This is a genomic window from Shigella dysenteriae, from assembly GCF_022354085.1.
Taxonomy (GTDB): domain Bacteria; phylum Pseudomonadota; class Gammaproteobacteria; order Enterobacterales; family Enterobacteriaceae; genus Escherichia; species Escherichia coli.
On the sequence record NZ_CP055055.1, the window covers coordinates 1,063,229 to 1,076,394 of the forward strand.

Annotated in this window: 12 protein-coding genes; 4 read left to right on the forward strand and 8 right to left on the reverse strand. The window is 54.3% G+C overall.

Features of this window, described 5'->3' with window-relative positions; translation table 11 throughout:
• Window positions 1-55: 55 nt before the first annotated feature.
• The 8 genes from frmA to HUZ68_RS05105 all read right to left on the reverse strand — a co-directional run bounded on the left by frmA (window position 56) and on the right by HUZ68_RS05105 (window position 9,427).
• A complete protein-coding gene (gene frmA, locus HUZ68_RS05070) occupies window positions 56-1,165 on the reverse strand; it encodes an S-(hydroxymethyl)glutathione dehydrogenase (protein WP_239594059.1) in 1,110 nt (369 codons plus the stop codon).
• 34 nt (window positions 1,166-1,199) lie between these two features.
• Window positions 1,200-1,475, reverse strand: a complete 276-nt coding sequence (gene frmR / locus HUZ68_RS05075; protein ID WP_001141271.1) for a formaldehyde-responsive transcriptional repressor FrmR — start codon at window positions 1,473-1,475, stop codon at window positions 1,200-1,202.
• Window positions 1,476-1,634: 159 nt separating this feature from the next.
• Window positions 1,635-2,681, reverse strand: a complete 1,047-nt coding sequence (fbpC, locus tag HUZ68_RS05080) for a ferric ABC transporter ATP-binding protein (RefSeq protein WP_000078831.1) — start codon at window positions 2,679-2,681, stop codon at window positions 1,635-1,637.
• An 11-nt stretch (window positions 2,682-2,692) separates the two neighbouring features.
• Window positions 2,693-4,771, reverse strand: coding sequence for an ABC transporter permease (locus HUZ68_RS05085; protein WP_000084165.1), 2,079 nt, complete (start codon window positions 4,769-4,771; stop codon window positions 2,693-2,695).
• Window positions 4,772-4,839: 68 nt separating this feature from the next.
• Window positions 4,840-5,871: an ABC transporter substrate-binding protein gene (locus HUZ68_RS05090; protein WP_000784324.1), complete on the reverse strand. Its 1,032-nt coding sequence runs from the start codon at window positions 5,869-5,871 to the stop codon at window positions 4,840-4,842.
• Window positions 5,868-7,172, reverse strand: a complete 1,305-nt coding sequence (uhpC, locus tag HUZ68_RS05095; RefSeq protein WP_033814845.1) for an MFS transporter family glucose-6-phosphate receptor UhpC — start codon at window positions 7,170-7,172, stop codon at window positions 5,868-5,870. Before uhpC ends, HUZ68_RS05090 begins: the two co-directional genes overlap by 4 nt.
• Before the next feature lie 84 nt (window positions 7,173-7,256).
• On the reverse strand, window positions 7,257-8,798 hold the full coding sequence (locus HUZ68_RS05100) for an MASE1 domain-containing sensor histidine kinase (protein ID WP_033814846.1): 1,542 nt from the start codon (window positions 8,796-8,798) through the stop codon (window positions 7,257-7,259).
• On the reverse strand, window positions 8,798-9,427 hold the full coding sequence (locus HUZ68_RS05105) for a response regulator transcription factor (RefSeq protein WP_000621915.1): 630 nt from the start codon (window positions 9,425-9,427) through the stop codon (window positions 8,798-8,800). The genes HUZ68_RS05100 and HUZ68_RS05105 overlap by 1 nt, the downstream gene beginning before the upstream one ends.
• A 302-nt stretch (window positions 9,428-9,729) precedes the next feature.
• Between HUZ68_RS05105 and tauA the strand changes: the two genes are divergently transcribed.
• The 4 genes from tauA to tauD are packed head-to-tail and all read left to right on the forward strand — an operon-like array spanning window position 9,730 to window position 13,144.
• Window positions 9,730-10,692 carry a taurine ABC transporter substrate-binding protein gene (gene tauA, locus HUZ68_RS05110; RefSeq protein ID WP_001018416.1) on the forward strand — a complete coding sequence of 321 codons (963 nt, stop codon included), beginning with the start codon at window positions 9,730-9,732 and terminating at the stop codon, window positions 10,690-10,692.
• Between the two features lie 12 nt (window positions 10,693-10,704).
• On the forward strand, window positions 10,705-11,472 hold the full coding sequence (tauB, locus tag HUZ68_RS05115; RefSeq protein WP_000939373.1) for a taurine ABC transporter ATP-binding subunit: 768 nt from the start codon (window positions 10,705-10,707) through the stop codon (window positions 11,470-11,472).
• Window positions 11,469-12,296, forward strand: a complete 828-nt coding sequence (gene tauC / locus HUZ68_RS05120; RefSeq protein WP_000114602.1) for a taurine ABC transporter permease TauC — start codon at window positions 11,469-11,471, stop codon at window positions 12,294-12,296. The genes tauB and tauC overlap by 4 nt, the downstream gene beginning before the upstream one ends.
• On the forward strand, window positions 12,293-13,144 hold the full coding sequence (gene tauD, locus HUZ68_RS05125) for a taurine dioxygenase (protein ID WP_033814848.1): 852 nt from the start codon (window positions 12,293-12,295) through the stop codon (window positions 13,142-13,144). The genes tauC and tauD overlap by 4 nt, the downstream gene beginning before the upstream one ends.
• The last annotated feature ends 22 nt before the right edge of the window (window positions 13,145-13,166 follow it).

The following is a 13,166-nucleotide window of genomic DNA, read 5'->3' on the forward strand; positions in this document are numbered from 1 at the left end:
CCGGGGAGAGTATTAAGAACCCCGTCTGAAGTGGACGGGGTAAACCAGCGGGAAATCAGTAACGAATTACGGTTCGAATGGATTTGCCTTCATGCATCAGGTCGAAGGCGTCATTAATTTCATCCAGGCTCATGGTATGCGTGACAAACGGTTCCAGATCGATATCACCTTTCATCGCATCTTCAACCATGCCCGGTAACTGGGAACGACCTTTCACGCCGCCAAACGCGGAACCTTTCCATACGCGACCAGTGACCAACTGGAATGGACGGGTGGAGATTTCCTGACCGGAACCCGCGACCCCGATGATCACCGACTGACCCCAGCCGCGGTGCGCACTTTCCAGCGCCGCACGCATCACGTTGACATTACCGATGCATTCAAAGGTATGGTCGATACCCCATTTGTTGATATCCAGCAGGACATCTTTAATCGGTTTGTCGTAGTCATTCGGGTTAATGCAGTCGGTGGCACCGAAGCGACGCGCCAGATCGAATTTCTTCGGGTTCGTATCAATAGCGATAATCCGTCCCGCTTTCGCCTGACGCGCGCCCTGAACCACTGCCAGACCAATCGCGCCAAGACCAAACACAGCAACAGAATCCCCTGGCTGGACTTTAGCTGTGTTGTGTACCGCGCCAATACCGGTGGTCACGCCACAGCCCAGCAGGCAGACGTGTTCATGGTTTGCTTCTGGATTAATTTTTGCCAGAGACACTTCCGCGACTACGGTGTATTCACTGAATGTAGAGCACCCCATGTAGTGATAAAGCGGCTGCCCGTTGTAAGAAAAACGGGTGGTGCCGTCTGGCATCAGGCCTTTACCCTGGGTTTCGCGAACCGCAACACAGAGGTTAGTTTTGCAAGAACGACAGAACTCACACTCGCCGCACTCTGCGGTGTAAAGCGGGATCACATGGTCGCCTGGTTTGACGCTGGTTACGCCTTCACCGACTTCAACCACAACGCCAGCCCCTTCGTGACCGAGAACCACCGGGAATACACCTTCCGGGTCATCGCCGGAGAGGGTAAATGCGTCGGTATGGCAAACGCCGGTATGGGTGACTTTAATCAGCACTTCACCTTTTTTCGGTGGCGCAACGTCAATTTCAACGATTTCCAGCGGTTTACCGGGAGCAAATGCAACGGCAGCACGTGATTTCATCTCTCGCTCTTCCTCAATATGGTAATAGATTCAGCTATTTAAGATAGGCACGAACCAGTTCAATAGTGTCGTCAACGGATTGGCTGACTTCGCGGCTGTAGCAGTCATTTCGGTCAAACGTTTCCCGGATATGGCTTTCAAGCACTTCTGCCATCAGCCCATTAGCCGCGCCCCGAACGGCAGCGATCTGTTGGAGTATGGCACGGCATTCGGCATCACCCTCCAGCGACCGTTCCAGAGCATCAATCTGCCCCCGAATACGACGAACTCGAGTAAGGACCTTTTTCTTCTCTTCCGGAGTACTGGGCATTTCGCACCTCATCATCTGCACGCAATATACTATAGGGGGGTATACTATATGTCAATACATACCCCCCTATAGTATATAACACTGGAGAATAATTGTTGTCCGAAGCCTAACCAGGTGAACGGTCCCTCAAGACAGATGGGGACCGTTTATGTGCTATTTTTATGCCGCATCCGCTAAAACAAACATCCCGTAAGGATGGATTTCGAGGTAATAGTGCTCACCAATATCGGGCTGTAAACGGGTGGCGTTTACTTGTAATAAAATCTCCTGTCCATGCCACTCTACGGTCACTTCGTACTGCGGCCCCATGTAGGCGACATGGCGAATAACACAACGCTGACTCTCTTCGCCGTGATTGCTTAAGGTGATGGCTTCCGGGCGAACGCCGACGGTGCCGCTACCTTGCGCCGGGAAATGCGCCGCGCGCGGCAGGCGATAACCGTAGATATCGACATACTCTTCGCTAAAGTTCGCCGGGAACAGGTTGGCGTCGCCCATAAAACTTGCCATAAATCGGGAGGCTGGCTGACGATAGAGATCCTGCGGTGAGCCAATCTGCATGATGTGACCTTTATTCATCACCAGCACAGTGTCGGACACCGCGAAAGCTTCACTTTGATCGTGAGTGACGTAGAGCGACGTGATATTAAACTGCTTTTGCAGCTCGCGGATCTTATCGCGCATACTGCGGCGCAGGTTGGCATCGAGGTTACTTAACGGCTCATCAAACAGCAGCACCTTTGGCTTGAGGATCAACGCGCGGGCCAGTGCCACACGCTGTTGCTGACCACCGGAAATCTGATCGACATAGCGGTCCTCGAAGCCTTCCAGATCCACCATTGCCAGCGCCTCCTTCACCCGCTGTTTCACTTCGCTACGCGAGACGCCAAGCATCTTCAGCCCGTAGCCAACGTTTTCACCCAGCGACATATGCGGGAACAGAGCGTATGACTGAAACACCATGCAGATATCGCGCTGTTGAATGGAACGATGCGTGACATCTTCGCCATCAATAAAAATTTGCCCTTCGCTCGGTTTTTCCAGCCCGGCAACCAGACGCAAAATGGTGGTTTTGCCACAGCCGGAAGGACCGAGCAGCGTCACCATTTGCCCTTGTGGAATGGTGAGATTGATATTGTCGATAACCGTATTACTGCCGAATCGTTTAGTGACGTTGCGCAGTTCAACAAAATTTTTCTGACTCATAGTGCGCTCCATTACGCCTGGTTTTTGGCTTTAGAACGGGAGATACGAGCTTCTCCGATCAGCCAGTCAAAGAGGAAAATAATCGCCAGCATCACCACGATCAGAATCGAACCATAGGCGATGGCTACGCCATATTCGCCGTCTTCAACGCGGTTAAGAATGTAGGCGGTTGCCACGCGGGTGTCCGGCGTGACGAGAAAGACGATGGCGCTGACCGTCGTGATGGCCCGCACAAAGCTGTAGATCAGGGCCGAGAGAATGGCCGGACGCAGCAGCGGCAGTAAAATGTGGGTTATGGTTCGCAAGGAACCCGCGCGCAGGCTGAGTGAGGCTTCATCCAGCGATTTGTCGATCTGCCCCAGACCCGCAATCCCGGCGCGAATACCCACCGGAACGTTACGCATCACCATCGAGATAATCACAATTGCCGCCGTTCCGGTGAGATAAACCGGAGCGCTGTTAAAGGCAAGAATATACGAAACGCCCGCCACCGTACCCGGTACGGCAAAGCACAGCATGGTGGTGAACTCGATGGTCTTTTTGCCTTTGAATTGTTGACGCACCACCACCCAGGCGATGAGCAGGCCAAAGATAGCGGTAATGGGAGCGGCAATCCCGGCGTAGAGCAGGGTATCCAGCAGTGAAGGCCACGCGCCGTCGCTCATTCCCTGACCAAATAGCTTGATAAAGTTATCCAGCGTCAGGGTGTAGTCCACGCCCCAGTTCACCGTGAAGCTGCCGTAGAAAATGCTGCCGTAGAGCAGGGCGTTAAAGGCAATCCATATCGCAAGTATGGCGACCACGCTCCACACCAGGGTGACCGGTAGCGGCTGGACGTCGCCACGGTAGGATTTGCCGGAAACCGTGACGTAAGAGCGTTTACCAATCCACATATACTGGATGCAGAACACCAGCAGCGAGAACAGCAGCAGGAAAGCGCCAAGCGTGCTGGCGGCCTGATAATCCAGCTGCGAGCCGGTAATATAGAAGTAAATTTGCGTCGCCAGTACGTCGAAGTTACCGCCAAGTACCAGCGGGTTACTGAAATCAGCCAGTGACTGTACCACGACGATTAAAAAGGCATTGGCGAGCGCGGGCTTCAACAACGGCACAAACACGCCGTTAAAGGTTTGCCAGCGGCTGGCGCGCAGGGTGTAGGAGGCCTCTTCCAGCGAGGGATGAATGGTTTTAATGGCCCCGTCGAGGATCATAAAAGCCATTGGCGTGAATGCCAGAACCTGTGCCAGCCAGATCCCGGTAAAACCGTACAGCCAGTTGGTGTTGGTCAGCCCAAACCACTCCACCATAAATTCCGTAACATAGCCGGAGCGCCCCATCATGAGCGTCACGCCTAAGCCGACCACAAACGGTGGCGTAACGATGGGCAAAATGGAAAAGATGCGACCAATAATGGCGCTGCGTTTAGCGATGCGCGTGGTATAAATCGCCAGCACCAGGCCGAAGAAAGTACAGCCTATCCCCACCGCTATCGACAAGACGATAGAGTTGACGATCACCTGAACAATATGTGCCTGCGAGAGCACGGTCATAAACGCCAGCGGGGCGAACTCTCCCGCGTCGTTGGTGAACATCGGGATAAAAATGGCGATGCTCGGCCAGACGATAAAAATGCCAATCAGCGCCACAATCGCAATCAGTGAGCCGATCACGAAGCGGTCGCCACCCAGCCATTCGAGGCGGGTTAAGGCCAGCGTCATAATCGCGCCTAGTTCGACAAACAGCACGATGGCGGCGTAGCCTAAACCGCGTCCAACCACGGTGGCGCTGATGACGATAAACGCCATACAGAGCAATGCCCAGCCGGCATCGAAATAATGACGGCTACGTTGTTCGCGCGTGGCCTCACTAAACGGGCGGACCAGCAACAGGCTCGGGAGTAAATACCACAGCCAGCTGATATTAAAATGCGACCAGCCGTACGCCCCGAGGATCTCATCACTCGTGGACTCCAGCAGGCCATAATCGAGGCTCCAGCTCGGCAACAGGACAAATGCCAGCCAACCCAGCAAAACCCAAAGGAAAATCGCATCCCGCTTTTTCACGGGATGGAGTGCAAGTGTCTGTGACATAGCAGTTCCGGTATGGTTGGCCGGGGCAGGCGTCTGCGCTGCACCCGGCAAATGCGCCTAATGCGGGTTTATTTACCCATTTTTACTTCGCTAACCCATTTATTAATCAATGCCTTACGAACATCCGTGGAACCGTATTTGTCCATGTCGTAGTTGATTAATTTCAGGTCGTCGAGCTTCAGTGAGTTTGGCGACGTTTCGGCGGTGGTATTGGTCAGGATCTGATAAGACTTCCCTTTCTTCCACGCCAGTTCCTGCGCTTCTTTTGATAATACCCAGTCCACAAACAGTTTGGCGTTGTCGAGGTTGCGCGCGCCTTTCAGAATGCTGACGCCGCCAATTTCGTAGCCTGTACCTTCACACGGGGAAATCAACTCCAGCGGCGCGCCCTGTTCTTTTTCCAGCGAGTAGTCATGCAGGAAGCCAATACCAATCGCCGTTTCGCCACGGGCGGCGTTACGTGCCGGGGCTATGCCTGATTTGGTGTACTGAGAGACGTTGGCGTTCAGTTGTTTTAGATAATCAAAGGCCTGATCTTCCCCCCACAGCTGCGCAAAAGTAGCCAGGGCGGTGTAGGCAGTACCGGAACTTTGCGGATCGGCAATTTGAATTTCGCCTTTATATTCCGGTTTGGTGAGATCTTTCCAGCACTTCGGCACCGGCAGGTTTTTCTCTTTCAGACGATCGGTGTTTACGCCAAAACCGAGGATCCCCACATAAACGGCAGAGGACAGATTCCCTTTCACTTTTGCCGGATCGCGGAATTTCTCCATGATCTGCTCAAGGTTAGGGGATTTATACGCCTGTAGCAGGCCCATCTCGCCAGCCTGCGATTGCGGGTCTAAAGTGCCGCCGTACCAGACGTCAGCCTGGGGGTTTTTCTTTTCAGCATCGACTTTTGCCAGGGTGCTTCCGGAACCGTTGCGGATAAACGAGGTTTTTACATCATATTTCTCGCCAAACGCTTTGGTTTCGGCCTCACACATTTCATTGGTGGCGCTGCAATAGACCACCAGCCGGCCTTTTGCCTGCGCGGCACCCGTTAAAGTCGCCAGCGCAACGGCAGAAGCAATCAGAGTAGAGGTAAAGGTCATTTTCATTGTTTTATCCTTCGAGCGTGAGTGGTGGTGATGCCCGCCATCAGTAACGGCATCAGCAGTAAACCCATAAGTACTGCGGCGACCGAGAGTAAACTGAACATTCCCGGCCAGCCGTAGCGTTCGATGATCAGCGACAGCGGCCAGCCTGCCAGCGCCGCGCCAAGGTAAGCGAACAGGCCGAGAAATCCGGTGATTGAACCCGCCGCAGCTTTGTGCCCACACTCCACCGCCGCAAGTCCAATCAGCATTTGTGGGCCAAAGACGAAAAAGCCCACGGTAAAAAAGCACACTGCCAGCAGAGCGTAGTGATGAACCGGTGCCAGCCACAGTGCGGCGACTGACACCATCAACCCCAACGTGAACAGCAAAATCATTGGCGCTCGTTGCCCGCTAAACAGCAAATCCGATCCCCATCCGGCAAATAACGCGCCGAGTAAGCCGCCCACTTCAAACAGCATTACCGTGGCGTTGGCGCTGAGCAGGTTGACACCGTGGCTTTCCGTCAGCCAGATATTGCCCCAGTCGTTAAGCGCAATCCGGATCACATAAACCAGTACATAAGAGACGCCCAGTAGCCAGATCAGCGGATTTTGCAGCATGGTGGTGCGCAACATTTGCCACAGCCCCATCGGCGGACTTTGTTGTTCCTGACGTAACTCCAGCGGATCGTGACGCCAGTGACCAACTGTCGGTAATCCCTCTTCCTGGGGCGTGCCTTTGAGTTGTAGCGTTAACCAGATCCCTAATGCCATGCTGATTATCCCCGGTGTCAGCATCGCGGCCTGCCAGCCCCACCAGTGGGCGGCAAAGGCGCTAATCAGCGGAATAATCGCTCCGCCAATGTTGATCGACATATTCCAGCAGCCCCACCAGAAACCGCGCTCATTGCGTGAGTACCAGTGGGTCAGCAAGCGGGCACACGGTGGCCATCCCCAGCCCTGAAAAAAACCGTTCAGTGTCCAGACCACAAGCAGAAGCGTAAGTGATTCGCCAAAGGCAAACACCACGTTCAATAACCCGGTGGCGAACAAGCCGACGCCCATAAAACCGCGTTGTCCGTGGCTGTCATGCCACAGTCCGGCGGTAAATTTCGACAATCCGTAGCTGAGATAAAACAGCGAACCCAGCAGGCCAATGTCGCCTTTATCCAGTCCGAGGTCGGTTTGTAGCGCCGGAAGGACATAATTCACGCTTTTTCGCGTCAGATAAAATGCGGCGTAGCCAATAATCATGCACATCAGCAATCGCGGACGTAATGTCCGGTAGCATTGATCAATTTCTCTCGCTGAACGCGCGTGCATGGTTGTCTCCATGTTGCTGACTATATGAAAATGAAAGTGAAAGGGGATGAGAGAAAATCCGGGATACCTAAGACTTTTTCCTGGTTATCCGGCGATTTGTTGCAAAAATGTGGGCAAGTTAACAATTACCCGCGTGCCGTGCTGTTTTTCGAGCGTTAAGTCGCCGCCCAGGGCGCTGACGCGCTCACGCATCCCCTGAATGCCAAATCCGGCCATTTTCCCGCTGGCGATCCCCACACCGTTGTCGCTGACTTCCAGATGCAATACCTCTCCCTGCTGGCGCAGGATAATCGTCACTTCGCTGGCTTCGGCGTGTTTACAGATGTTATTGAGCAACTCCTGCAATAACCGATACAAGGTAAAGCGCACCGTTTCGTTTTCTGGTGTGGAGTTCAGTTGATAGGCAAACTGGCAATGAATGCCGCGTTCACTAAAGGCAAATTCATTAATCAGATGCAGCAACGCTTCGCGAAATGTCAGTTCATCAAGCGCGGGAGGCCGCAACTGGCGCAGCAATTGGCGGGTGGAGAGATGAATGCGGCGGGCGAGCTCATTGATTTGGCTGGCTGCGGATTGAATTTGCGCCGGATCACGCGCCCGCTTCACCAGTTGCGACTGGATCTGAATGGCGGTGATGTTCTGACCGATTTCGTCGTGCAGCTCTCGCGCCAGGTTTTTTCGCGTGTCCTCCTCGGTGTGGATCAGCTTTTCCGCCAATGCCCGCCGCGCTGCCAGCTCGGCCTCCAGCCGTTGTCGGTAATGGTGCAGGTTTAGCGCCAGATGTTGCTGGCGACTGATGGCAATGCCCAGGCCAATTCCCAGCAAGGCCTGGGTCGCGAGGAAAATCTCCAGCTCCACCAGGTTACTAAAGCCCACGCCAATCTGGCGGGCGATGGTGATCATCATGCTGCCCAAAAGCCCGGAGAGTACGCCACCTTGCCAGCCAAATTTCCACGCCATCACCACATTGGGCAAAAAGACCACGATCAACAGCAGACGTTCAATTTCAGGTGACAGCACTATCTGAGTGCCGATACCAATAATAAAAAACAGGCTACACCAGATGATTAAAGAGGTACGCAAGGGGGGATTATGCGTATCGAGTCCCAGGAGCTGGTAGCGATGCTGCTGGCGCAGAAACTCAAAGATAAGATAGACAAACGGCGTCAGTAATACGCCGCCGGTAAATGAGGTCAAACCCGGCAGCATTATTGGGCCTGACATAAAAGGGGAGAGCAGGGCGGTATTCAACAATGAAGCTGCCGTGACAGTGGCTAACAGCAACGTCAGACGCTGCCAGTAAAGTGGAAAACGGTGCCAGAAGTTTTGCGCAAGGAGGGCAGGAAACAGGCTAATAACCGGCGTTGCCAGCATGAGATAACCGTTCAATAGCTGTTCACTATGGAGCCAGAACATCATCAGCAAAGGGGGGAGCACCAACGCAGGCCAGTAGCGGCGAGAGAGCAAAATAACAAGGGCGAGATAAACTCCCTGCGGGAGAAACAACACCGCCTGTTGACCGTTATTGGTCAGATAAAAGCTGAGCGTCCACAGCATCAGCCAGCCGGTTCCCCAGGCCAGCACAATAAACAGCGAAATCACCCAATGACGAAGATTGCGCGACATTAATGCCCCGCCAGCAGATGGTGGTCGAGCGCAAAATGTACCAGTTCAATGGTGCTATGGCAGTTCAGTTTTCCCAGCACATTGGCGCGATGCACATGTACCGTTTTATGACTGAGTTCGAGTTTAAAGGCGATCTCTTTAACGCTGTCTCCTTTGACCAGTAAATCAAACACTTCACGTTCTCGTGGGGTGAGAATTTCCAGCGCCTGGGCGGGTTGCCCGCCGCCGCGTAAAGCCCGAATCGCATCGGCACAGAGATAATGCCCGCCCAGCCCGACCGAGCGCACCGCCTGCACTAACTCTTCCGGCCCACAGCGTTTGGTTAAATACCCGCTGGCACCGGCATCCAGCGCGCTTTGCACAAAGGTTGGCGCGTCATAAATGCTAAGAATAATGGCGCGAAATTGCGGTTTTTGTGCACGCAGGCGCTTAAGCAAACTGAGGCCGTTTTCGTCCGGCATGGCAATATCAATGACGGCAACATTGACGTCATCACGGATTAATGCCGACCATGCCTGCGCGGCACTACTGTACTGACCAATGACCTCCAGATCGTCTTCCAGAGAGAGTAATTGTGCGAAGCCAGAGCGCACCACCACATGGTCATCCACCAGCACTACCCGAATCATACTTTTCTTCTCTTATTATCTAATTCTCCTATCATGCATCACGGCGCGGCGCTGGCAATCAACCAGCGACAGATATGGAATGGATGTAACAAAATGGCAATAATTTGCCGGAGCGCGCACATCTTATCTGGCTTGTGAACCGGCGGGATACGTTCGCCAAAACCGCAAAATGCGCAAACTCGCTAACCATTGCCGATTTTTTTCTAAAAACGCTTTGTTCTTAACAAGACGTTTTAATTCCTTTATCAAACTGACCCGCAACGAAATACTGCTCCCATAACAAGACAGGGGAGCAGGCAATCATGGCAATTTCATCGCGTAACACACTTCTTGCCGCACTGGCATTCATCGCTTTTCAGGCACAGGCGGTGAACGTCACCGTGGCGTATCAAACCTCAGCCGAACCGGCGAAAGTGGCTCAGGCCGACAACACCTTTGCTAAAGAAAGCGGAGCAACCGTGGACTGGCGTAAGTTTGACAGCGGAGCCAGCATCGTGCGGGCGCTGGCTTCTGGCGATGTGCAAATCGGCAACCTCGGTTCCAGCCCGTTAGCGGTTGCAGCCAGCCAACAGGTGCCGATTGAAGTTTTCTTGCTGGCGTCAAAACTGGGTAACTCCGAAGCGCTGGTGGTAAAGAAAACTATCAGCAAACCGGAAGATCTGATTGGCAAACGCATAGCCGTACCGTTTATCTCTACCACCCACTACAGCCTGCTGGCGGCGCTGAAACACTGGGGCATTAAACCCGGGCAAGTGGAGATTGTGAACCTGCAGCCGCCCGCGATTATCGCTGCCTGGCAGCGGGGAGATATTGATGGTGCTTATGTCTGGGCACCGGCGGTTAACGCCCTGGAAAAAGACGGCAAGGTGTTGACCGATTCTGAACAGGTCGGGCAGTGGGGTGCGCCAACGCTGGACGTCTGGGTGGTGCGCAAAGATTTTGCCGAGAAACATCCTGAGGTCGTGAAAGCGTTCGCTAAAAGCGCCATCGATGCTCAGCAACCGTACATTGCTAACCCAGACGCGTGGCTGAAACAGCCGGAAAACATCAGCAAACTGGCGCGTTTAAGCGGCGTGCCTGAAGGTGACGTTCCGGGGCTGGTGAAGGGAAATACCTATCTGACGCCGCAGCAACAAACGGCAGAACTGACCGGACCGGTGAACAAAGCAATCATCGACACCGCGCAGTTTTTGAAAGAGCAGGGCAAGGTCCCGGCTGTAGCGAATGATTACAGCCAGTACGTTACCTCGCGCTTCGTGCAATAAAAGGAGGCGCAGATGCTGCAAATCTCTCATCTCTATGCCGATTATGGCGGCAAACCGGCACTGGAAGATATCAACCTGACGCTGGAAAGCGGCGAGCTACTGGTGGTGCTGGGGCCGTCCGGCTGCGGTAAAACCACCCTGCTGAATCTGATTGCCGGTTTTGTGCCTTATCAGCATGGCAGCATTCAACTGGCGGGTAAGCGTATTGAGGGACCGGGAGCAGAGCGCGGGGTGGTTTTTCAGAATGAAGGGCTGCTACCGTGGCGCAATGTACAGGACAACGTGGCGTTCGGCCTGCAATTGGCAGGTATAGAGAAAATGCAGCGACTGGAAATCGCGCACCAGATGCTGAAAAAAGTCGGCCTTGAAGGGGCGGAAAAACGCTATATCTGGCAGCTTTCCGGTGGTCAACGTCAGCGGGTGGGGATTGCCCGCGCGCTGGCGGCGAATCCCCAGCTGTTATTACTCGACGAACCGTTTGGTGCGCTGGACGCCTTCACCCGCGACCAGATGCAAACCCTGCTGCTGAAACTCTGGCAGGAGACGGGCAAGCAGGTGCTGTTGATTACCCACGATATAGAAGAAGCGGTGTTTATGGCGACTGAACTGGTTCTGCTTTCACCCGGCCCTGGCCGCGTGCTGGAGCGGCTGCCGCTCAACTTTGCTCGCCGCTTTGTTGCGGGAGAGTCGAGCCGCAGCATCAAGTCCGATCCACAATTCATCGCCATGCGCGAATATGTTTTAAGCCGCGTATTTGAGCAACGGGAGGCGTTCTCATGAGTGTGCTCATTAATGAAAAACTGCATTCGCGGCGGCTGAAATGGCGCTGGCCGCTCTCGCGTCAGGTGACCTTAAGCATTGGCACGTTAGCGGTTTTACTCACTGTATGGTGGACGGTGGCGGCGCTGCAACTGATTAGCCCGCTGTTTTTGCCGCCGCCGCAACAAGTACTGGCAAAACTGCTCACCATTGCCGGACCGCAGGGATTTATGGACGCCACGCTGTGGCAGCATCTGGCAGCCAGCCTGACGCGCATTGTGCTGGCGCTACTCGCGGCGGTGTTGATCGGCATTCCGGTCGGGATCGCCATGGGGCTAAGCCCGACGGTGCGCGGCATTCTGGATCCGGTAATCGAACTTTATCGTCCGGTGCCGCCGCTGGCTTATTTACCACTGATGGTGATCTGGTTTGGTATTGGCGAGACGTCGAAGATCTTACTGATCTATTTAGCGATTTTTGCGCCGGTGGCGATGTCGGCGCTGGCAGGGGTGAAAAGCGCGCAGCAGGTTCGCATTCGTGCCGCCCAGTCGCTGGGTGCCAGCCGTGCGCAGGTGCTGTGGTTTGTCATTTTGCCCGGCGCGCTGCCGGAAATCCTCACCGGATTACGCATTGGTCTGGGGGTGGGCTGGTCTACCCTGGTAGCGGCGGAGCTGATTGCCGCGACGCGCGGTTTAGGATTTATGGTTCAGTCAGCGGGTGAATTTCTCGCGACTGACGTGGTGCTGGCGGGGATCGCGGTGATTGCGATTATCGCCTTTCTTTTAGAACTGGGTTTGCGCGCGTTACAGCGCCGACTGACGCCCTGGCATGGAGAAGTACAATGAGTGAACGTCTGAGCATTACCCCGCTGGGGCCGTATATTGGCGCACAAATTTCGGGTGCCGACCTGACGCGCCCGTTAAGCGATAATCAGTTTGAACAGCTTTACCATGCGGTGCTGCGCCATCAGGTGGTGTTTCTGCGCGATCAAGCTATTACACCGCTGCAGCAACGCGCGCTGGCCCAGCGTTTTGGCGAACTGCATATTCACCCTGTTTACCCTCATGCCGAAGGGGTTGACGAGATCATCGTGCTGGATACCCATAACGATAATCCGCCAGATAACGACAACTGGCATACCGATGTGACATTTATTGAAACGCCTCCCGCAGGGGCGATTCTGGCAGCTAAAGAGTTACCTTCGACCGGCGGTGATACGCTCTGGACCAGCGGTATTGCGGCCTATGAGGCGCTCTCTGTTCCCTTCCGCCAGCTGCTGAGCGGGCTGCGTGCGGAGCATGATTTCCGTAAATCGTTCCCGGAATACAAATACCGCAAAACCGAGGAGGAACATCAACGCTGGCGCGAGGCGGTCGCGAAAAATCCTCCGTTGCTACATCCGGTGGTGCGAACGCATCCGGTGAGCGGTAAACAGGCGCTGTTTGTGAATGAAGGCTTTACTACGCGAATTGTCGATGTCAGCGAGAAAGAGAGCGAAGCCTTGTTAGGCTTTTTATTCGCCCATATCACTAAACCGGAGTTTCAGGTGCGTTGGCGCTGGCAACCGAATGATATTGCGATTTGGGATAACCGCGTGACTCAGCACTATGCCAATGCCGATTACCTGCCACAGCGGCGGATTATGCATCGGGCGACGATCCTTGGGGATAAACCGTTTTATCGGGCGGGGTGATACGAGTGCGGACGGTTCCCTC